This is a genomic window from Azonexus hydrophilus, from assembly GCF_905120355.1.
Taxonomy (GTDB): Bacteria; Pseudomonadota; Gammaproteobacteria; order Burkholderiales; family Rhodocyclaceae; genus Azonexus.
The window spans coordinates 25475-45456 of record NZ_CAJHOB010000016.1 but is presented as its reverse complement, the minus strand read 5'-3'; the positions used below and the strand labels follow the sequence as shown (position 1 = coordinate 45456).

The window sequence follows — 19982 nt, the reverse complement described above, 5'->3', positions numbered from 1 at the left end:
CCGAAAGATGTTACCGCACCGCGGTTTTTCTCTCGATTGCCGATGCCCTTCGTTTCCCGCCCTAACTGAGTCCGTTCGCCACGGCCCACACCGCCGCTTCGACGCGCGAGCGGAATTTCAGCTTTTTCAACAGGTTGCGGATGTGCACCTTGACCGTGCCTTCCATGATGTCGAGTTCGCGGGCGATCAGCTTGTTCGACATGCCTGCCGCCAGATACTTGAGGATGGCGGTTTCGCGCTCGGTCAGGGCGACCTGGCTGCGCTGCTCGACGATGCGCTCCTCGCGCAGCGCCGTGGCGAGCAGGCTGGTCAGCTCCGGGCTGATGGCGGTGCGCCCGTGCATGGCGGCGTCGATCAGGGCGAGCATTTCGTCCGGTTCGTTGTCTTTCAGGATGTAGCCGTCGGCCCCGGCGCGGATGGCGGCAACCAGATCTTCCGGCGCATTGGAGACGGTGACCAGGATGATGCGCGATTCGATGCCCAGGTCGCGTAGCGTGCTCAGGGTTTCCACGCCGCTCATGCCCGTCATGTTGAGGTCGAGCAGGATCAGGTCGGGATCGAGCCGGCGCGCTAGCTCGATGCCTTCCTGGCCGCTGGCGGCTTCGCCGACCAGGGCGAAGCTGCGCGCCAGTTCGAGCAACTGGCTGAGGCCGCGGCGGAAAAGCGGGTGGTCGTCGATGATGAGGACGCGGGTCGGATCGGTCATGTTTGGTGCTCCGGTTCGCTCTGGCGGTAGTGTTGCGGGGTGAATTGCAATTGGATGCGACAGCCCTGGCCGGGCAGCGAATCCACATCCAGGACGCCGCCCAGGATGTGCGCCCGGTCACGCATGATGGCGGTGCCGAAATGGTTGCTCGGCACGGCGCCGGGATCGAAACCGCGCCCGTCGTCGAAGATGTGGATTGTAACGCGCCGGGTGTCGTCGACCCGGATATCCACCCCGGCCCGCTGCGCCCTGGCATGGCGCTCGATATTGGAGAGTGCCTCGCGGATGATGCGGATGATGTGCATCTCCTCGTTGGCGGAAAACACCAGCCCCGGCATGGCGTTGCTGACTTCCAGCGGCGTGCCGATCTTTTTCGAGAACTCGGCGATGGTGCTTTCCAGCGCCGCCTGGAAACCGCCCGCGTCGATACGCAGCCGGAAGGTGGTGATGAGTTCGCGCAACTCGCGGTAAGCGCTGTTCAGGCCGGTTTTTAGTTCGTTCAGGATGTCCTGCGGATTGCAGTCCTCGGCGATGCATTTTTCCAGGCGGGTAACCTGGATTTTCAGGTAGCTCAGGGACTGGGCGATGGAGTCGTGCAATTCGCGGGCGATCACGTTGCGCTCCTCGAGCACCGCCAGACGGTGTTTTTCCTCGGTGCGGCGCATGTTGAGCAGGGCGTTGGAAACGTGATGGCCGACGGTTTCGACGATGCGCGCCTTTTCCGGCGGCAGTTCGGTGCCGGGCGGCAGCAGGATGGGCAGGGCACCAAGCTGGCCGCTGCTGTCGCCGATCGGCAGCACCACCAGCGAATGCCGCGCCGCCTGCTCACTGAGCGGTTGATGCGAACGGACGAAGCAGTTGCGGCAATCCATCTGGCGGCAGCAGTGCCCGGCTTCATCCTCGTTGAAATCGCCGACCACGGTGCGCGCCGGAAAGTGGCCGTGTTCGCTGATGCAGATCATGGCGCTGCCGATGGCGAGCGCCTCGCCCACTTCGGCGAGGATGGATTCGATCTGGTCGAGGGTGAGGTCGCTGGCCGAGAGTTGCTGGCTGACGCGGTAGAGGAGTTCCAGGGATTGCTTGCTCTGCGTCAGGGCCTGTGTCTTTTCCGTCACCTTTTCTTCCAGATGGGCGTACATGCCGGCGATTTCGCCGATCATCGCGTTGAAGGCGCGCCCGAGCTGGCCGAGTTCGTCGGCCGAAACGTGCTGCACGCGGGCGCTGAAGGAGCCGCGCGATACCGTTTTGGCGGCTTGCAGAAGCTGCGCCAGCGGCTGCACCAGATGGTGATGCAACAGCCAGATGGTGATGCTGCTGATGAGCACGATCACCGCCAGCAGCCCGAGCTGAATGGCGCGCAGGAGCTTGGCGCGGCTTTCCAGTTCGTCTTCGATCAGGCGCACGATTTCGTCGATGTCATCGACGAAATCGGGAATTTCACGGGTGGCGCTGAAGAGCGATGCGGCGTGGCCGTTGGCAATCGCCATTTCCAGCGGTCGGATCTGGTTTTCCCAGCGCTGGACCAGGTTTTTCAAGGCGCGGGCGGAGAGGGCGTCGGGTGCGGATTTGTTGGCGGCGAAACGCTCCAGCCAGTGCAGGCGCCGTTCCACCTTGAGGATGGTTTCTAGCGCCTGGGCGCGCTTTTCCGGCTGCTGCAATTCACTCAGGGTGCGAAAACTCAGCATGCGCAGCGAGCCGGAGACGTTGACCGCGCGCGCGCGGCCGCTGATGTCCTCGGCGATCATGGTGGAAATCAGGATGGAGACGATGGAGAGCAGCGCGAGAAACCCCATCAGCGCGCCGATGCGTAGCAGCACCGAATGGCGCAGCGCCGGAAAAAGGCGGGGAGAAGGCGCGGGGCGCGGGCGGGGCATGGCGGAAATTACGGCGTAGTTGCGATCTAAATAGGTGTAGCGCCAAGTGTGGGGGCGCAAGGTGGGAGATTGTGCATGAGTTTGATTTTATTAAGAAAGGAAAAATCTATCGGAAAGGCGATCTACCCCTTAATGGGTAGTTATGTAGTTTACCCATGTGCAATCTGGGGGTATGCAGGGTGGTGCGCGCTGACTAGGATGCCCGTCATCCGCTAACTGTGGTTTTTTCCGGCTTTGCCGGGGAAGCCTTGCCGAGGTGATTCATGAACCTGTCCAGCGTTGTCGTCATTCCGCGTCCCGAGCGCGTGCATCTGGTGTGCGAAGCCCTTGAACAATTGCCTGGCGTCGAAGTGGCGCTGGTGTCACCGGAGGGGAAAATCATCATCACCATCGAAACGCAGACCGACGCCGAAACCGTGCACAGCTACGAAATCGTCAGCAAGCTCGACGACGTGATGTCGGCGGCGATGGTATTCCACCAGCAGGAAGATGAACCGGAAAGCGAAATTACCGTGACGGCCTGACTGTTGCGCCAAAACTGAAAGTTTCAGAAATCAGGAGAGAAAAATGGAAGTCAAACTGACGCGGCGTGATTTCATCAAGAGCAATGCGGTGGCTGCTGCTGCGGTAAGCGCCGGCGTGGCGGCCCCCGGCACCCTGCTGGCGCAGGAGCGCGGTGGCGACGGCATCCGCTGGGACAAGGGCGCGTGCCGCTACTGCGGCACCGGCTGCGGCGTGCTGGTCGGCACCCGCGACGGGCGCATCGTTGCCACTCAGGGCGACCCGGACGCGCCGGTGAACAAGGGGCTGAACTGCGTCAAGGGTTACTTCCTCGCCAAAGTCCAGTACGGCAAGGATCGCCTCACCCAACCCATGCTGCGCATGAAGGGCGGAAAGTTCGACAAGAACGGGGAATTCGCGCCGATTTCCTGGGAAAAAGCCTTCGACATCATGGCCGAAAAGGTCAAGGCCACGTTGAAAGACCCCAATCAGGGGCCGCGTGGCGTCTGCATGTTCGGTTCTGGTCAGTGGACAGTGTGGGAAGGTTACGCCGCCGCCAAGCTGTGGAAGGCCGGGCTGCGAACCAACAGCATCGACCCCAACGCCCGTCACTGCATGGCCTCAGCCGTGACTGGCTTCATGCGCACCTTCGGTATCGACGAGCCGATGGGCTGCTACGACGACATCGAGAACGCCGACGTGTTCGCGCTGTGGGGATCGAACATGGCGGAAATGCACCCGATCCTCTGGTCGCGCATCACTAACCGCCGCCTGACAGCCAAGCACGTCAAGATTCACGTACTGTCCACCTTCAGCCACCGTTCCTGCGAACTGGCGGACAACGAGTTGATCTTCAAGCCGCAGTCCGATCTCGCCATTCTCAACTACATCTGTAACTACATCATCCAGAACAAGGCGGTGAATGAAGCCTTCGTCAAGAAGAACGTCGGCTTCTTCAAGGGTGTCACCGACATCGGCTACGGACTGCGCCCCAATCACCCGCTGGAGCAGGCCGCTGGTAACAACGGCTATCCCGGTCCGGACGGCAAGCCCAAGGGCGACCCGAACAAGCACTCTCCGATCACCTTCGAGGAATTCGCCAAGTTCGTCTCCGAATACACCCTCGACAAGGCGCACGAGATTTCCGGCGTGCCGAAGGATCGCCTGGAGTCGCTGGCCAAGGCCTACGCCGATCCCAAGGTCAAGGTCACGTCCTTCTGGACGATGGGCTTCAATCAGCACACGCGCGGTACCTGGGTCAATAACATGATCTACAACGTGCACCTTCTGGTGGGCAAGATTTCCGAACCGGGCAACAGCCCCTTCTCGCTGACCGGGCAACCATCGGCCTGTGGTACAGCGCGCGAAGTCGGAACTTTTGCCCACCGCCTGCCTGCCGATATGGTGGTGGCCAACCCCAAGCATCGCGAAATTTCCGAAGGCATCTGGAAATTGCCGGCCGGCACCATTCCGGACTGGGTGGGCTACCACGCCGTGCTGCAATCGCGCATGGCGAAGGACGGCAAGGTCGGCTTCCTGTGGACCTCGACCACCAACAACATGCAGGCCGGTCCCAACATCAACGGCGAAACCTACCCCGGCTGGCGCAACCCGAAATGCTTCACCGTGGTGTCCGACGTGTATCCGACGGTGTCGGCCATGTCGGCCGACCTGATCCTGCCCTGCGCCATGTGGATGGAGAAGGAAGGCATGTTCGGCAACGCCGAGCGCCGCGGCCAGATGTGGCGCCAGCAGGTGAAAGCACCGGGGCAGGCGCGCTCTGATTTGTGGCAGTACATGGAATTTGCCAAGCGCTTCAAGGTGGAAGAAGTGTGGCCGGCGGAACTGATCGCCAAGAAACCGGAGTTTGCCGGCAAGACGCTCTATGACGTGCTCTACGCCAACGGCCAGGTGAACAAGTTCCCGCAGGCCGAAACCGCCACGGTCAACGCCCACGCCTGGCCGGGTTACACCAACGACGAGTCGGAACATTTCGGCTTCTACGTGCAGAAAGGGTTGTTCGAGGAATACGCCGCCTTCGGGCGCGGCCATGCGCACGATCTGGCGCCGTTCGAGACCTATCACAAGGTGCGCGGCATGCGCTGGCCGGTGGTCAATGGCAAGGAAACCCTGTGGCGCTTCCGCGAAGGCTACGACCCCTACGTCAAGGTGGGTGAAGGCGTGCGCTTTTACGGCTACCCGGACGGCAAGGCGAAGATTTTCGCGCTGCCCTACCAGCCGGCGGCGGAAATGCCGGATCAGGATTACGATCTGTGGTTGTGTACTGGGCGTGTGCTGGAACATTGGCACACTGGTTCGATGACTCGCCGTGTGCCCGAGTTGTACAAGTCATTCCCTGATGCCGTGGTGTGGATGCATCCGAAAGATGCTGAAAAACGCGGCCTGAAGCGCGGCGACGTGGTCAAAGTGGCGAGCAGGCGCGGCGAGATCGAGCTACGCCTGGATACCAAGGGCCGCAACAAGGTGCCGGAAGGCCTGATCTTCGTGCCGTTCTTCGACGAGCACCGCCTGGTCAACAAGCTGACGCTGGATGCAACCTGCCCGATCTCCAAGGAAACGGACTTTAAGAAGTGCGCGGCCAAGGTGACCAAGGCGTGATGCCGGCTGGCTAGGTGCTGACAAAGGCCTGGCGCTGACTTTTCAATCATCGTTCAACTCAGGGGAATGCAACCGGGCAGTTGGGGAAAACTGCCCGGGGGAGTCTTGTCATGAGTGACAAAGCACAAACGACAACCGTAGCGAGCGGCAAGCGCCGCCAGTTCCTGGTCGATTCGGCCCGGCTGGCGTGTGGCGTCGGCCTGTTGGGCGTCGGCATGGGGTTCTATGCCGAACACGCCAAGGCTCTGCCGCCGGCCGCCCTGCGCCCCCCCGGCGCACTGCCGGAAAGCGAGCTTGCCGCGGCCTGCATCCGCTGCGGCCTGTGCGTGCGCGATTGCCCCTTTGACATCCTGCATCTCGCCAGACCGGAAGAACCGATGGCGACTGGCACCCCGTATTTCGTGGCCCGCCAGCGTCCGTGCGAGATGTGCGAGGACATTCCCTGCGTCGTGGCCTGCCCCACTGGGGCGCTCGACCATAGTCTGACCGACATCAACAAGGCGCAGATGGGGCTGGCGGTGCTGGTCGATCAGGAAACCTGCCTCAACTATCTGGGGATGCGCTGCGACATCTGCTACCGTGTCTGCCCGGTGCTGGACAAGGCCATCACCCTCGACCCACAGACCAACCAGCGTACCGGTCATCACACCCTGTTCATTCCGGTCGTGCATTCCGATTACTGCACCGGTTGCGGCAAGTGCGAAAAGGCCTGCCCGACGGAAGTGGCCTCGATCAAGGTATTCCCGCGCTACATGGCGAAAGGCCAGTTGTCCGAGCATTACCGCCTGGGCTGGGTGGAGAAGGAAAAGGCGGGCCACAGTCTGGTCGCGCCGGACATCGAACACCATTTCAACATGCCGGAAGGCATGCACTACGAACTGGGCAAGGGGTTGCAGCAGGCGCCGCCGGCTGGCGGCGAAGCGGGCGACGCTGTGCCGCGCGCTTTCCAGGAGGATCAGCTATGAGCCGCTCATTGCTGCGTCCCGGCGCCGAAGCCGTGCAGGGAAAAGGCTGGCTGGCCGCCCACAAGTGGCTGCTGCTGCGCCGTTTCAGCCAGCTCGGCATTCTCGCGCTGTTCCTGGTCGGCCCCTGGTTCGGCTGGTGGATCGTCAAGGGCAATCTTGCCTACAGTTACACCCTGAGCACGCTGCCGCTTACCGATCCCTACGTCCTGCTGCAATCCCTGCTGGCCGGGCAATGGCCGGAAAAGCTGGCCTGGATCGGCGTGGCCATCGTGCTCCTGTTCTACCTCGCGGTCGGCGGGCGCAGTTTCTGTGCCTGGGTCTGCCCGCTCAACATGGTGACCGACGCGGCGGCCTGGCTGCGCTCCCGCCTGGGCATCAAGGGCGGGCCGCACGTGTCGCGCAGCGTGCGCTACTGGATTCTCGGCATGACTTTCGTGGTCGGCGCGCTGATCGGCACGATCGCCTGGGAAATGCTCAACCCGGTTTCGATGCTGCATCGCGGCCTGATTTTCGGGATGGGGCTGGCCTGGCTGGTGGTGCTGAGCATCTTCCTCTTTGACCTGTTCGTGATGCGGCACGGCTGGTGCGGGCATTTCTGCCCGGTGGGGGCGTTCTACAGCCTGCTCGGCAAGGGCGCGCTGCTGCGCGTGCGCCTGCCGCAGCGGGATGCCTGCAACGATTGCATGGACTGTTTCGCCGTCTGCCCCGAGCAGCAGGTGATCCGCACGGCCCTGAAAGCTGTCGGTGGCGCCGGCCCGGTGATTCTCGAAGCCAATTGCACCAACTGCGGGCGCTGCATCGACGTGTGCTCGAAAGAAGTATTCCGTTTTGGCCTAGGTGCCACAGCGGCAGCGCCGGTCTGCTCCGGTTCCGGCGTAGCTCCCTGATTTTTCAACCCGATATTTATTTTCTTCCGTGGCAGGAGATCAACATGAAAAAAACTCTGATTGGCGTGACTTTGGCTGCGCTCCTGGCTGGTTTCATTGGCTGCAATTCCACATCGCAACTCGTCTCCATGCGCGGCGACGGCGTCGAGCTCCCCGACCACGCCCCGGTCAGCAAGAGCTACTCGGAAAAGACGCCCGGCGTCGGCGACCAGCGCCTGATTACCCGCACCTTCCTCACGCAGCCGCCGCTGGTGCCGCACGCCATTGAAAAATACGTCCCCATCACCTACGACGACAACGGCTGCCTGGAATGTCACATCACCGACGAGCTGCGCGGCAAGAAACTGCCCAAGATGGGCGCGAGCCACTTCTCGAAAACGGTGCTGGACGAGGACGGCAATCCGGCCGTGGAAATGTCCCGCTACCAGTGCGACACCTGCCACGTCCCGCAGGTGGATGCTAAGCCTTTGGTCGATAACGTTTTTAACGGAGTGACTAAGCGCTGAGGGTGTTACGGCGGATAAGGATATTGCTTATCGGTCACTTCCGCCAGAAGGCGGGCGTGAGGACAACGAGCAGGGTGAAGATTTCCAGCCGCCCCAGGAGCATGGCAAAAATGCAGACCCAGGTCTGGAAATCCTCCAGCACGGCGTAGTTGGTCGCCGGGCCGACCAGCCCGAGTCCCGGCCCGGTGTTGTTGATGCAGGCAACGACGGCGGAAAAGGCGGTGACGATGTCCAGGCCGGTGAAGGAGAGCGTCAGGGTGAGGATGACGATGCAGGCCATGTAGACGAAAGCGAAGGCGAGCACGGCAAACAGGACCGTCATCGGTGCGGTGGCCCCCCCCAGGCGGACGTGGTACACGGCGGAAGGATGCATGGCACGGATCAGTTCGCGATAGACCTGCTTGTAGAGCAACAGCGCCCGCATCATCTTGATGCCGCCGCCGGTCGACCCGGCGCTGGTGGCGAAACTGCATAGAAACAGCAACCACAGGCCGACGAACATCGGCCACTGGCCATAGTCCATGGTCGAAAAACCGGAGGTGGTCGCGACCGAGACCACGTGGAAAATCGTGTGTCGCATGGCATCGTCCATGCTGCTGAACACACCGTCCTTCCACAGATAGTTGGCCAGAATCAGTATGCTGACCAGCAGTACGCCGATGAACCAGCCTGCTTCCGGGTCGCGAACGTAGTGCATGGGCGAGCGGCTGCGGATGAACAGGAAATGGGTTGCGTAGTTGATGCCGGAAAAGACCATGAATCCCACTGCAATCCATTCCAGGCGAGGCGAATTGAAATAACCGAAGCTGGCATCGTGCGTGGAAAAGCCGCCCAGGGCGACCGTCGAGAAGGCGTGGCAGACGGCATCGAACCAGCCCATGCCGCCCCAGGCATAGGCAAGGATGCAGAGGATGGTGATGGCGATATAGATCAGCCAGAGCCCTTTGGCCGTCTCGGTGACGCGCGGCGTCAGGCGGCTTTCCTTCATCGGTCCCGGAACCTCGGCGGCCAGCATCTGCCGGCCACCGATGCCCAGCATGGGCAGGATGGCCACCGCCAGCACGATCAGGCCCATGCCGCCAAACCAGTGCAGCAGGTGTCGCCAGAGATTGATCGAATGCGGTAGCTGATCGATGCCGCTGATGATGGTGGCGCCGGTGGCAGTGAGACCGGAAGTGGCTTCGAAATAGGCATCGGTGTGGGTCATGCCCAGGTGAATCATGAAGGGCAGGGCGGAAAACGCTGGCAATACAACCCACACCAGCACTACCAGCAGCACGCCATCACGGACGTTGAGTTCGCGCCGGCCGCGGCGGTAGTGGTACCAGAGCAGGCAACCGCAGGAGAGCACCAGCAGGAACATCAGGAAGAACATGCGGGTGGCGCCGTCGTCCATGGCGAAAGAGAGGCCGAACGGCGCCAGCAGCGTCAGGCCGAACAGCATGAGGATCATCCCCAGGGCGCGGTAAACCGGAGCAAAACGGCTCATGCTTGCCTCACAGGAAGTGGAAACCGACCTGGAACAGTTTTTCCACCTTGCGCACCAGTTTTTTCTGGGTGCAGAAGATGATCACGTGGTCTCCCGCCTGGATCAGCGTGTCGTGGTGCGCGATATGGACTTCGCCATAGCGGGTGATGGCGGTCCATTCGTCGGTATGGCCGACGATGACCGGCTTGTCGAAATTACGGACTACTGCGGCAACGGTCACGCCGCGCGGCCAGGGAATCTCGCCGATGGTCCGGCCGACGACCTTGGACGTGTTGCGGTCGCCGTGGGCAATGATTTCCAGGGCTTCCGCCGCGCCGCGCCGCAGCGAGTGCACCACGGCCACATCGGCCTGGCGGACATAGGCGAGCAAGGTGCCGATCGAGACCTGGGCCGGGGAAATGGCAATGTCGATCGGCCCGCCCTCGATCATTTCAGCGTAGGCGCGGCGGTTGACCAGGGCGACCACGCGCCGGCAACCCAGACGTTTGGCCAGACTGCCGGCCATGATGTTGTTCTCGTCGTCGTTGGTGACGGCAAGGAACAGATCCATCTCGGTGATGTTTTCCTGTTCCAGCAATTCCTCGTCGGTCGCGTCGCCGGACAGCACCAGGGCATCGTTCAGTTCGTTGGCGAGCAGCGCGGCACGGGTTTCGCTCTTTTCGATCAGCTTGACTTCATAGCGCTCTTCCAGGGCTTTTGCCAGGCGCAGGCCAATGTTGCCGCCACCGGCGATCATCACCCGCTGGACCCGCTGTTCGGCGCGGCGCAGCTGCTTCAGCACGGTGTGGATGTGTTCTGCCGCCGCGAGCAGGAATACTTCGTCGCCGACGCGCACCACCGTATCGCCTTCCGGGATCAGGGGCTGGTTGTCACGGAAGATGGCGGCGATGCGCGCGTCAATCTCATGCGGTAGCAACTGTGGCATGGTCTTGATCGGTTTGCCGACGAGCAGGCCGCCTTCGTAGGCGTGCACGGCGACCAGTGCGACCCGGCCATGCGCGAAGTTGAGGACCTGCAGGGCGCGCGGGAATTCCACCAGGCGCTGGATGTAGTCGGTGATGACCTGTTCCGGGCAGAGTGCGAAATCGACGGCGAAATTGTGCTCCGCCAGCAGATTCTCGTCTTCGAGAAAATCCCGCGAGCGCAGGCGGGCAATACGGGTCGGGGTGTTGAACAGGGAATGGGCAATCTTGCTGATGACCAGATTGGACGGGTCGCTTTGCGTCAGGGCGATGATCATGTCGGCGTCTTCCGCTCCGGCGTCGCGCAGGGTGCTGGGCGTGGTGGCATTGCCGCATACGGTGCGTAGATCGTAGCGATTCTGCAGGAATTGCAGGCGTGGCCCATCCTGGTCGACGACGGTGATGTCGTTTTCTTCATTGACCAGGCCTTCAGCGACACTGGTGCCGACCTGGCCGGCACCGACGATGATGATTTTCATGGTTTTACCGTTCCTGCTGCGCTGCTAGGCTTTGTTCATTCCTCGCCACGCCGTCCCAGGCGGACATCCAACTGTTTCAGTTTGCGGTAGAGGTGGGTTCGTTCCAGGCCGGAGCGTTCTGCCAGGCGCGTCATGTTGCCCTGCTCCTGGCGCAGGTGGAATTCGAAATACAGTTTTTCAAAGGCATCACGCGCTTCCCGCAGCGGTTGTTCAAACAGGGGCAACAGGGAGAGCTGCACTTCTTCCGCCGCATTCTCGCTGGGCATGACCCGGTTGACGTCCTCGGCGCTGATTTCTTCTTCCAATGCCGACAGGGCCAGGTTTTTCACCAGGTTGTAGAGGACATTCCAGCTGTTGTCGCCGAGGCGTTTCCAGGACAGGTTGTGCAGGGTGTTGAGCGCGGCGGCGGACCAGCGTCGTGGAGGTACCTCACGGCGGTCAACCAGATGCTCGAGCAGGACTCTGGCAATTTCCGGCAGGTCGTCGACCTGATTGGACAACCCGGGCAGGCTCAGCCAGACCTCGCTCAAGCGGTTGATGAGTTTGCTGTCCCAGCCCTGTTCAAGGAGCTGCGCTGGTGTGCTGGCGGTGGCAGCGAAAAGGCGGACATTGAGTTTTTCCACCCGCTCACAGGCGAACGCCAGCCCCATCTGCTGCATTTTGCTCAAGGCGGCCAGATCAGGTACGAAGAGGATGCCGCCGGCGCACTTTTCCAGCTGCTCCTGGGTCAGCGGGCTGCTCAGGCTGGCCAGGTCGAGCCACGGTGTGCGGGCGACATGCAAGGTGCGCGCGGCAAGTTCGGCAATGTTGCCGGTGGCGCCACGCAGGAGAAGGATCGACGTCCGGCTGGCAGTCTGTTCCAGACGGCGGCGGAATTCCTTGACGAAAGCGAGGCGGGCGAAAGCATCCAGTGTGAGCGGCGTGCTCGCCTGCGGGGCGTCGAACTTGAGTGCTTTTTGCACGGTGCCAAGCAATTTCTGCAGCGATACCGGTTTTTCCAGGAAATCGCAGGCGCCGAAACGGGTGGCCTCGACCGCTGTGTCGATGGTGCCGTGGCCGGACATCATGACGACCGGCATGCTCAGCTGGCCACTGCTGTGCCATTCCTTGAGCAGCGAAATGCCGTCGGTGTCGGGCATCCAGATGTCGAGCAGGACCAGATCCGGGCGCATTTCCTGACGAGCTTTGCGCGCCGCCTGGGCGTTTTCCGCCAGCCGTACGTCGTAACCCTCATCAATCAGGATTTCCGACAACAGCTCACGAATGCCGACCTCGTCGTCAACGACCAGAATGATTGCCATGCATACCCTCCTTGTGGCGTACAAGCGGCAGGCGGATATCCACCGTTGCGCCGCCGTTTGCCGCGTTGCTGATTTCTATGCTGCCCTGGTGCTCATCAATGATTTTTTTCACGATGGGCAACCCCAGGCCGGTGCCGCGCGCCTTGGTTGTGACATACGGCTCGAAGATGCGCGGCAGCAGTTCCCCTGGAAAACCGGGGCCATTATCCGTGATGCGCAGCCGTGCGCAGCGGCTGCCGGCGGTTTTGCTGAAAATTTCGATGCGACCGTCGCTGCGACCTTCCAGAGCATCCTCGGCATTGCGCAGCAGATTGTGGATGATCTGGCGCAATTGCGTCGCGTCGCCATGTACCGGTGGCAGGCTGGCGGCCAGCTGGAGCGAAATTTTTGCCGTGCTGCCTTCGTACAGACCGAGGACTTCCTGCACCAGGCCATTGAGATCCACCGCCGCCAGCTGGGGTGCCGGGGTGCGGGCGTAATCGCGGAAGTCGTCGACCATGCGCTTCATGGCCTGCACCTGGTTGATGATGGTCTGCGTACCGCGTGCCAGCATCTCGGCATCCCCATTGCCAAGCTTGTCGGTGAGCTTGAATTGCAGGCGTTCAGCCGACAGCTGGATCGGTGTCAGCGGGTTCTTGATTTCGTGCGCCAGTCGGCGTGCAACTTCGCCCCAGGCGGCGCTGCGCTGGGCAGCAATCAGTTGGGTGACATCATCGAAGACCACCACATCGCCGCCGCCGCTCACTTCCGGCAGGCGTGACGCGCGAAGCAGCAGCACCTGCGGCAGACCCTTGTCGCGTTCGAGTTCAACTTGCGCCTGCCATTCGCTGTCTTCACTGGCGGCGAAACGGTCGCGGATGAAGCTGCCCAGTTGCTGTTGCCGGGGCCACTGTTCCGGTGCCAGACCGATCAGGCCGGAAAAGTCATCGGCAAGGATGGTCAGGGCGCCTTCATTCACGGTACGCAGGATGAATTTGCGGTCAAATACGAGCACCCCGGCGGACAGGTTGGCCAGGATCGATTCCAGATAGGCGCGTGCGGTTTCGACTTCGCCGCGGTGGCGCTCGGAATCATGGCGCGCTTCTTCCAGTTGACGAGTCATCTGGCTGAAGGAGCGGGTGAGAATACCCAGCTCGTCACTGCTGTCGATGGCGCGGCGCGGCGAGAAATCGCCCTGGGCGACGGCTTCGGTGCCCTCGGCCAGCATGTGCAGCGGTGCGACCAGCCGGCGTGCCATCCAGTAGGCGAGGGCAAAGGCGGCAAAGAGGGCAACCAGAACGGTCAAGGTCAGGGTCAGGGCGTAGATGCGGGTCAGTCCCTGGCGCGCCAGCTGCAACTCCTGATAATCGCGGTACACCCCCTGGACGGCCTCGGCATCGAGCGCCAGACCGGCGGGAACCGGTTGGCTCAGCTGCAAAATCCGCGGCTCGTCGAAGATGCGGCGCGAGCCCACCGGCAGGAGGACGCGCAGCAGCATGTCTTCGCCTTCGCCGATGACATCCTGTGTCCCGTTGGTGTTGCGCGCCTGTTTGAGATGGCTGGCGTCCGGCGTCGGCAGGTTGCGCTGGAAGTGGCTGTTGGGATCGCTGCTGGCACTGGCGAGCAACTGTCCGTTGAGAGCGAAGAGGGCGGCGCTATGGACGTTTTTTTCTTCACGCAGGCGGAGCAAGGCAGAACGGCGACCGGCCTCCGGCACGTCGGCCAGCTCGTTGGTCATGCTTTCGCCCTTCTGCGCCAGTTCTGCAAGCAGTGAGTCGAGGGCCGAGCGCCCCAGATGCAGGCCTGATTCAAGCGCCTTTTCGACGCGCACATCGAACCAGCTTTCGATGGAGCGGGTGACGAATTGAACTGAAACGCCATAGACCAGCGCGCCGGGCAGTACGGCTATGATGCCGAACATGAACATCAGGCGCAGCTTGAGCCGGGCACCGAAGACCTGCATGCGGTAATCGCGCCACAAACTGCGCAGCTGCCAGCCGACCAGCAGCAGCATGCCCGCTGCCAGCAGCAGGTTGAGACCAATCAGGGCCGGGTAATTGCGCGAGAAGACCACGGTGTCGGCTGCGGTGCTCAACAGCAACAGGACCCAGACAATGGCTCCGAGGGCGCCGGCGAAGGCACCGGCAGCGGCAACGAAACGTTTCATTCTGCCTGGTCCGGTTGCAAATGAAATGCCGGGGCGGGCGGCTTGCCTCGCGGTGCACTGTGCGCTGTCATGTCTGGCTGGCAGGAATGGGGGGCAATGAGCGTATTCATTGTGGCGCATCTCCTGCCACTGCAGCTTCCGGCAACACCAGGGTCCAGGTGTGCCAGTCGCTGCCGAGGGTCCATTCCTTGTTGCCCAGGGCGCTGATCTGGAACGGGCGAGGGAGTTGGGTGGTGTCCAGCCGCAGGCGCAGCATGGCCTGGTACCTGGCGCCCGGGGTGACATCATCTTCCTTGTGCTCGATCACCAGCCAGTTGCGGAGGCGGCGCAGGACGGCCAGGGCAGCACTCAGGTTGTCGAAGCTTTGATGCAGGACGCCCCGGCTCAGGCGGTATTGGCGGGTCAGTGCGTGATAGGAAAGGCGGTAGGTCAGGCTGCGTCGGGCAATTTTTTCGTCCAGCCAGTACCAGCGTTCGCGTTCCAGCTGAAAGTCGGCAACGAAAGTCAGCATCAAGCCACGATTGACAGCGTCTTCCAGGCGCGGATTCAAATCAAAGTTGAAATCGGCGCTGAGGACGTAGCCGTCGTCTGACCATTCCAGGCGCGGGTTGTTTACCCCGATTTCTGCTGCCTGCACGGGCGGGCAGCAGAACAGCCAGAGCCAGCAGAGGAGGGGTAGCCAGAGTGGATGGCGGGACATCGCTCAGGTCCGTTTGCGCAGCAGGCAGTAGAAAAAACCATCGTGCGCTGCCTGTGGGAAAATCTGCTCCTCGTGCAGGCGTTCTGCGTCGTGGTGACGGTGCAGGAAACTGGCGATCTGCGCCTGGTTTTCTGCCGGAAACAGGGAGCAGGTGGCGTACAAAAACTCGCCGCCCGGGCGCAGCAGTGGCCACAACGCGTTGAGGATGCGGTGCTGGGTGCTGGCAAAACTGGCGATATCGCTATCCCGGCGCAACCATTTGGCGTCCGGGTGGCGGCGGACGACGCCACTGGCGGTGCACGGCACGTCGGCAAGAATGGCATCAAAGGGGCGGCCATCCCACCAGCGGGCAGGTGTGCTGCAATCGGCGGTGCGCACTTGTGCCGTCAGGTGCAGGCGCGCCAGTCCCTCTTCGACGCGGCGGCAGCGTACCGGTTTGAGGTCGAGGGCGAGCAGCTCCAGCGGTGCATTTTCGAGCAGGTGTGCCGTTTTGCCGCCGGGGGCGGCGCAGGCGTCAAGGACACGGGAACCGGCCGCGGGGCGCAGGATTTCGCCTGCCCGCTGTGCGCCGGGGTCCTGCACCGATACCTTGCCGTCAAAAAAACCCGGTAGTCGGTCGACCGGCACAGGGTGGGCAAGCGTTAGTCCCGCGTCGCCAACGGGTGAGGCATCGATGCCTGCTGCCTGCAATTCTTCCTGATACGCTTTGCGGCTGGTGCGTTGCTGATTGACGCGCAGGGCCATCGGCGGCGGCTGGTTACCCGCTGCCAGGATGGCAGCGGCGTGTTCGGGCCAGGCTGTCTGCAGGACATCCTGCCACCACAGCGGGTGCTGTCCATGGGCCAGCGGGTCGCGGTCCGCTGCGGCCAGTAATTCGTCGCGCCGGCGCAGGAAATTGCGCAGCACGGCATTGACCAGACCGCGCAAACGACCACGGGCCAGCTCACCGGCTGCCAGTACGGCCTGATCGACGATGGTATGCGCTTGCTGCGGATGATGCTCCAGGCGTTGCAGAGCGACCAGCAACAAGGCATGGACCACCGGGACCTGCAACGGCCGCTCGAGCTGGCGCGACAGCAGGAAGTCTCCGCGCCCGTAAGCGCGCAGGGTGGTGTACACGAGGTCCTGGACCGCCGGCCGGGCGATGCCGGGAACGCGCTGCAGGGCATTGTCTGCCAGGCTGTGTCCAGCCATGACACGTGCCACCAGATCGGCGGCCTGCCAGAAGGCATGGGCAAGCGCAGCAGGTGGCAGGTGGGACGGGGGCATCGTGGGTGACATGGTGCGGATTATCGCACGAGGCATAATGCGGCCATGCGCCTCGCCTTCTTCCTGTTCATTTTTCTTTGTCTGAGCGTGCCGGCCCATGCCTGGAATGCAGCCGGCCACCGCCAGTCAGCCCTGCTGGCTTGGGATGGCATGCGTCCGGCAACGCGTAGCTTCGTGCATGGCGTGCTGCGGCAGCATCCGGACGTTGGTCGTTGGCGGGAGAAAGCGGGAGCTGGCGCAGCAGATCTGTTGTTTGCCGAAGCGTCCACCTGGGCAGACAGCATTCGTCATGATCCGCGCTTCCGTGCGGGGGGCACGACGGCGCCCTTGCCTGGTTTTCCCGACATGGCCGCACATGGTGACTGGCATTACGTGAATATTGACCGGCAAGGGCGGCGGCGCGCGGGTCAGATCGATGTCCAGCTTGCCAAGCTGGTGGCCACCCTTGAAAACAGCCGCGATGCGGCCGAGCTGGCCTGGGCTTTACCCTGGGTGCTGCATCTGGTGGGCGATGTACATCAGCCGTTGCATACCGGCTATAGCGAAGATCGTGGGGGTAACGGCGTACTGGTTGAGAACCCGGGCAATCCCCGCCAGCCGTTCGTCAAGCTGCACGCTTATTGGGATGATCTGCCTGGCCCCAGCGGCCTGCGTGGCAAGAAGCTGCGGCGAGCTGTCGCCTACCTGCAGGAACAGAAGCGGCCGGATCAGGGAACGCCGCAAAGCTGGCTGCAGGAAAGTCAGCAGTTGCTGCCGGAGGTTTATCCGGCGACGCTGGGGAGCGTCAGTTTCATTCTGAGCGAGCGTTATGTGGCACGAGCGCAGCAGATCGCCAGTCAACGTCTGGCTGCGGCGGGCTATCGCCTGGGATATCTGCTCGACGCTATTTGCGTTTCACGTGAAACGCGCCGGCTGCAGCCAGCCTGCTGAGCTGCGGTTATGGATGAGGTTCAGGCCTCGCCCAGACGGTCGCCCGGCTGCAGGGGGTGACCCGCGAGAAATTCACGGGCAGGCAGGCGTTTGCCGCCGGCTTTCTGCAATTCACTGAGGGCGAGGGCTCCCTCGCCACAGGCGACGATGATGGCGTCGCGCTCGATGGCGAGGATGCGGCCGGGCTCTCCCTGGCCGGCATGCGGACGCGCCTGCCACAGCTTGAGGCGCTGGCCGGCGAGCGTGGTCTGGGCGCCGGGAAACGGGTTGAACGCACGGATTTGACGGTCGATGTGCGTGGCGCTTTGCTGCCAGTCGATGCTGGCTTCAGCCTTGTCGATCTTGTGGGCATAGGTGATGCCTGCGCTGGGCTGTGGCACTGCCGGCAAAGGCAGGCGTGCCAGCGCGCGCACGATCAGTTCGGCACCACAGTGAGCAAGTTTATCGTGCAGACTGGCCGTGGTTTCGCTGGCATCGATGATTACAGCTTCCTGCAGCAGGATCGGGCCGGTATCCAGTCCGGCTTCCATCTGCATGATGCAGACGCCGCTTTCGCGGTCGCCTGCGAGCAGAGCCCGTTGCAGGGGGGCTGCACCGCGCCAGCGTGGCAGCAGTGAAGCGTGGATGTTGAGGCAGCCGAACTGCGGCAGATCCAGTACCGTCTGCGGCAGGAGCAAACCATAGGCGGCCACCACCATGACTTCGGCGTTGACTGCGGCCAGACGAGACTGAGCTTCGGCGGATTTCAGGTTGTCTGGCTGGAAAACCTCGATGCCATGCGCGACGGCCACCTGTTTGACGGCTGATGGTTGCAACGCCATGCCGCGACCGGCAGGCCGGTCAGGCTGGGTGAGCACTAGGGGAATGTCGTGCCCGGCCGCAATCAATGCGTGTAGTGCCTGGGCGGCAAATTCCGGTGTGCCGGCGAAAATCAGTCGCATGCTGGGGCTTTCAGGCAGTGACCCGGGCCTGCTTGGCAAGCTTGGTCCGGATCCGGGTCTGTTTCAGTTGTGACAGGTGGTCGACGAATACCTTGCCGTTCAGATGGTCGATTTCGTGCTGAATGCAGACTGCCAGTAGACCTTCCGCTTCCAGTCGCTGTTCCTGACCGGACTGGTCGAGATAACGCACGGTGACCCGCTCGGCCCGCTCCACCTTATCGTAAATGCCCGGCACCGACAGACAGCCTTCTTCGCCGAGCGCCAGACCGTCGCAACTGAGGATTTCCGGATTGATGAAAACACGCAGCGCGTTGCGCTCTTCCGAAACATCGATCACGACCACGCGCAGATGTACATCGACCTGTGTTGCAGCGAGACCGATACCGGGGGCCTCGTACATGGTTTCCGCCATGTCCGTAGCCAGCTGGCGAATGCTGTCGTCAATTTTGTCCACAGGCCGGGCGATTTTTTGCAGGCGTGGGTCCGGGAAACGCAAAATGGGTAATAGGGCCATGTCAGACAGGAATAAAAGCTTGCTTGCAGAAAGGATTACATGCAGAATCTAAAGCGATTTTCGAGATTTTAAATACGCTCACGAGCGGTGTACATCGTACATGGCGTACGGGAATGCCATTCGCTCCTGGGCGTTTCGCTTAACCGCAAAGGAATCACTCATGATCCGCAGCATTATATCCGGCCTCTTCCTGGCGGCGACAGTCACTTTGGCCAGCGCTGCTGCGCCGCTGGAACTGGTCGATAATCCCCCTGATCGTCATGTGGTCGTGAAGGGCGACACCCTGTGGGATATTTCCGGAAAATTCTTGCAAAAACCCTGGCGCTGGCCTGAAATCTGGCGCCTGAACAAGGATCAGATCAAGAACCCGCACCTGATCTATCCAGGCGACATCGTCTGGCTCGATCTGTCCGACGGTAGCCCGCGTCTGCGCCTGGGCAAGCCAGTGGCGGGCCAGGGCAAGCCGCAACCCAAAGTTTATGAAACCCTGATTGCCCAGAGCATTCCCAGCATTCCGCCCAATGTCATCGAGCCCTTCCTGTCGCAGCCACTGATCATCGAGGCGGGTGAAGAAAAAACCGCGCCGCGCATTGTGGCGACGGAAGAAGACCGGGTGCTGATCGGCGGCGGCGATATGGCCTACGTCAAGGGCATCGAAGGCAGTGACGTGATTCAGTGGCATGTCTTCCGTCCGGGCAAGGCGCTGACCGATCCGGAAACCAAACAGGTTCTCGGCTATGAAGCGCATTTCCTGGGTAATGCCAAATTGACCCGCCCGGGTGATCCGGCAACCATGACCGTCACCCTGGCCAAGGAAGACATCCACTATGGTGACTGGCTGAAACCCGCACCGCCGCCGACCATCCTGGCCTACGTGCCGCGTGCGCCGGAGAAGGAAATCCGTGGTCAGATCATGTCCATCTACGGTGCGATCAACACTGGCGGTCCGGGCTCCATCGTCAGCATCAACCGCGGTGAGGCCGATGGCCTGGAAAATGGCCATGTGATTGCGCTGTACCGCAAGCGCACGGCGGCCTATATGGATGATGACGTGAAGCGCTTGACGACCGACATTCCTGATGAGCGCTATGGTCTGGCATTCGTGTTCCGTTCGTTCGATCATGTGGCCTATGCGCTGATCGTGGAAGGCTCGAAATCCGTGGTGATTGGTGACGGAGTGCAGAATCCGTGAA

General features: G+C 62.1%; 17 protein-coding genes. 7 read left to right on the top strand and 10 right to left on the bottom strand.

Annotated features, from left to right (window positions below; translation table 11 throughout):
- Window positions 1-61 precede the first annotated feature (61 nt).
- Both narL and JYJ39_RS12130 read right to left on the bottom strand, forming a co-directional pair.
- The gene (gene narL, locus JYJ39_RS12135) at window positions 62-706 is read right to left on the bottom strand and encodes a two-component system response regulator NarL (RefSeq protein WP_205204661.1); all 645 of its coding nucleotides are present in this window, start codon (window positions 704-706) and stop codon (window positions 62-64) included.
- Window positions 703-2580 carry a histidine kinase gene (locus JYJ39_RS12130; RefSeq protein ID WP_205204660.1) on the bottom strand — a complete coding sequence of 626 codons (1878 nt, stop codon included), beginning with the start codon at window positions 2578-2580 and terminating at the stop codon, window positions 703-705. Before JYJ39_RS12130 ends, narL begins: the two co-directional genes overlap by 4 nt.
- A gap of 263 nt (window positions 2581-2843) precedes the next feature.
- On the opposite strand from JYJ39_RS12130, the gene JYJ39_RS12125 reads away from it, so the two are divergent.
- The 5 genes from JYJ39_RS12125 to JYJ39_RS12105 all read left to right on the top strand — a co-directional run bounded on the left by JYJ39_RS12125 (window position 2844) and on the right by JYJ39_RS12105 (window position 8058).
- On the top strand, window positions 2844-3104 hold the full coding sequence (locus JYJ39_RS12125; protein WP_205204659.1) for a chaperone NapD: 261 nt from the start codon (window positions 2844-2846) through the stop codon (window positions 3102-3104).
- A gap of 43 nt (window positions 3105-3147) precedes the next feature.
- The gene (gene napA, locus JYJ39_RS12120; protein ID WP_205204658.1) at window positions 3148-5700 is read left to right on the top strand and encodes a nitrate reductase catalytic subunit NapA; all 2553 of its coding nucleotides are present in this window, start codon (window positions 3148-3150) and stop codon (window positions 5698-5700) included.
- A gap of 110 nt (window positions 5701-5810) precedes the next feature.
- Window positions 5811-6665 (top strand): ferredoxin-type protein NapG, encoded by an 855-nt coding sequence (gene napG, locus JYJ39_RS12115; protein ID WP_205204657.1) that lies wholly within the window; start codon window positions 5811-5813, stop codon window positions 6663-6665.
- On the top strand, window positions 6662-7552 hold the full coding sequence (gene napH / locus JYJ39_RS12110) for a quinol dehydrogenase ferredoxin subunit NapH (RefSeq protein WP_205204656.1): 891 nt from the start codon (window positions 6662-6664) through the stop codon (window positions 7550-7552). Before napG ends, napH begins: the two co-directional genes overlap by 4 nt.
- Window positions 7553-7596: 44 nt before the next feature.
- The gene (locus JYJ39_RS12105; protein WP_205204655.1) at window positions 7597-8058 is read left to right on the top strand and encodes a nitrate reductase cytochrome c-type subunit; all 462 of its coding nucleotides are present in this window, start codon (window positions 7597-7599) and stop codon (window positions 8056-8058) included.
- Window positions 8059-8092: 34 nt separating this feature from the next.
- Here the strand turns inward: JYJ39_RS12105 and JYJ39_RS12100 are convergent, their stop codons facing one another.
- The 6 genes from JYJ39_RS12100 to rsmB all read right to left on the bottom strand — a co-directional run bounded on the left by JYJ39_RS12100 (window position 8093) and on the right by rsmB (window position 16416).
- Window positions 8093-9547, bottom strand: coding sequence for a TrkH family potassium uptake protein (locus JYJ39_RS12100; protein WP_205204653.1), 1455 nt, complete (start codon window positions 9545-9547; stop codon window positions 8093-8095).
- Window positions 9548-9554: 7 nt separating this feature from the next.
- Complete coding sequence (gene trkA, locus JYJ39_RS12095; RefSeq protein WP_205204651.1) at window positions 9555-10988, bottom strand: Trk system potassium transporter TrkA; 1434 nt, start codon at window positions 10986-10988, stop codon at window positions 9555-9557.
- A gap of 35 nt (window positions 10989-11023) precedes the next feature.
- Entirely contained in the window at window positions 11024-12289 is a 1266-nt protein-coding gene (locus tag JYJ39_RS12090) for a sigma-54-dependent transcriptional regulator (RefSeq protein WP_205204649.1), read from the bottom strand.
- Window positions 12267-14435 carry a sensor histidine kinase gene (locus tag JYJ39_RS12085; RefSeq protein ID WP_205204647.1) on the bottom strand — a complete coding sequence of 723 codons (2169 nt, stop codon included), beginning with the start codon at window positions 14433-14435 and terminating at the stop codon, window positions 12267-12269. Before JYJ39_RS12085 ends, JYJ39_RS12090 begins: the two co-directional genes overlap by 23 nt.
- Window positions 14436-14541: 106 nt before the next feature.
- Entirely contained in the window at window positions 14542-15135 is a 594-nt protein-coding gene (locus tag JYJ39_RS12080) for a DUF4390 domain-containing protein (RefSeq protein ID WP_205204645.1), read from the bottom strand.
- A 3-nt stretch (window positions 15136-15138) separates the two neighbouring features.
- The gene (rsmB, locus tag JYJ39_RS12075; protein ID WP_240189649.1) at window positions 15139-16416 is read right to left on the bottom strand and encodes a 16S rRNA (cytosine(967)-C(5))-methyltransferase RsmB; all 1278 of its coding nucleotides are present in this window, start codon (window positions 16414-16416) and stop codon (window positions 15139-15141) included.
- Window positions 16417-16449: 33 nt separating this feature from the next.
- On the opposite strand from rsmB, the gene JYJ39_RS12070 reads away from it, so the two are divergent.
- Window positions 16450-17334 (top strand): S1/P1 nuclease, encoded by an 885-nt coding sequence (locus JYJ39_RS12070; RefSeq protein WP_205204643.1) that lies wholly within the window; start codon window positions 16450-16452, stop codon window positions 17332-17334.
- Window positions 17335-17354: 20 nt separating this feature from the next.
- Here JYJ39_RS12070 and fmt read toward each other — a convergent pair whose 3' ends face one another.
- Both fmt and def read right to left on the bottom strand, forming a co-directional pair.
- Window positions 17355-18275: a methionyl-tRNA formyltransferase gene (gene fmt / locus JYJ39_RS12065; protein WP_205204641.1), complete on the bottom strand. Its 921-nt coding sequence runs from the start codon at window positions 18273-18275 to the stop codon at window positions 17355-17357.
- A gap of 10 nt (window positions 18276-18285) precedes the next feature.
- On the bottom strand, window positions 18286-18789 hold the full coding sequence (gene def / locus JYJ39_RS12060; RefSeq protein WP_205204639.1) for a peptide deformylase: 504 nt from the start codon (window positions 18787-18789) through the stop codon (window positions 18286-18288).
- A 160-nt stretch (window positions 18790-18949) separates the two neighbouring features.
- Between def and JYJ39_RS12055 the strand changes: the two genes are divergently transcribed.
- A complete protein-coding gene (locus JYJ39_RS12055; RefSeq protein ID WP_205204637.1) occupies window positions 18950-19981 on the top strand; it encodes a LysM peptidoglycan-binding domain-containing protein in 1032 nt (343 codons plus the stop codon).
- Window position 19982: the final 1 nt, after the last annotated feature.